This is a genomic window from Flavobacterium sp. LS1P28 (assembly GCF_003970335.1).
GTDB lineage: Bacteria > Bacteroidota > Bacteroidia > Flavobacteriales > Flavobacteriaceae > Flavobacterium.
In genome coordinates this window covers 1-1,051 of record NZ_RYDI01000041.1, presented here as the reverse complement: position 1 = coordinate 1,051, position 1,051 = coordinate 1, and the positions used below count along the sequence as shown (strand labels likewise).

Annotated in this window: 1 protein-coding gene and 1 pseudogene; both read left to right on the top strand. The window is 39.5% G+C overall.

Translation table 11 applies throughout. The annotated features are described in order from the left end of the window. Positions 1-498 (top strand): annotated as a pseudogene (locus EKL97_RS15635) (IS1182 family transposase); the annotation flags it as partial. 24 nt (positions 499-522) lie between these two features. Continuing rightward, positions 523-1,051, top strand: a 529-nt coding sequence (locus EKL97_RS15505; protein ID WP_199742850.1) for a transposase, incomplete at its 3' end; no start/stop codon positions are given.

The following is a 1,051-nucleotide window of genomic DNA, read 5'->3' as shown; positions in this document are numbered from 1 at the left end:
GGTGCTTTGGTTGCTGGAGACAGTACCAAACTCAGAGCGCAAAACTCCAAGAAAAACAATTTTAATCCCAACAAAATAGAGCGTCACATTGCTTACATTGATGCTAGACTCGAAGAATATAACACAGCTTTAGCCAAAGAAGACGGCGATGTTCTGGAAAAACAAAGCATAGCAAAGAAGATTAAAAAACACAGTATTCAAAAGCAAAAATACATTGGGTATCAAAACACCATTGACTCTACTGGTATTACTCAAATCTCGACATCGGATCCCGATAGTCGCCAAATCATGACTCGAAATAACATCTCGGAAGTGGCCTACACAGTACAAACCACCGTAGATGCACTGCATAACATCCCCATTGATTTTAAGGTGACCAATGAAAACGATTCCAAAGCTATGGGCGGCATGTTACGCCGAGCCAAAACTATTTTAAGACACAATAATTTTACCGCCATTTATGACAAAGGCTATCACACTGGAAGCGAATTTGATTGAGCTAATAGTCTTGGAATTGATCTGTTGGTTGCCATTCCTGGTGTTTCTGCACACGCGCCTGATTTGGCTTTTGATGTAGAACATTTTATATACAATAAAGAAACGGATACTTATACGTGCCCTGCGAATCAAACCCTAACGACCAATGGAAATTGCTACGCCAAAAAGAACGGCAAGTCAATAAGCCAGATGAAGCATTATAAAACTAGTGCGTGTTTGAGTTGTGAACTCTTTAAAAAATGCACCAAAAATGCCAAAGGAAGGCTCATTGAACGCTCTCAATACGCCGATTTGATTTATCAAAATAAAGTAAGAATCCAAAATAATTATGAAATCTACCGCAGACGCCAAGCCATAGTTGAACATCCATACGGTGTCATAAAACGGCAATGGGATTTTTATTATATCATGACCAAGAAAACCATAAAACGCGCCGCAGCTGATGTTGGATTGATTTTTACCGCCTACAACCTGCGCCGAATCTTCAACCTGATTGATCACAATCTACTCACACAGTATCTAAGAATACTGGCTTTATATTTTGGGACTCTAA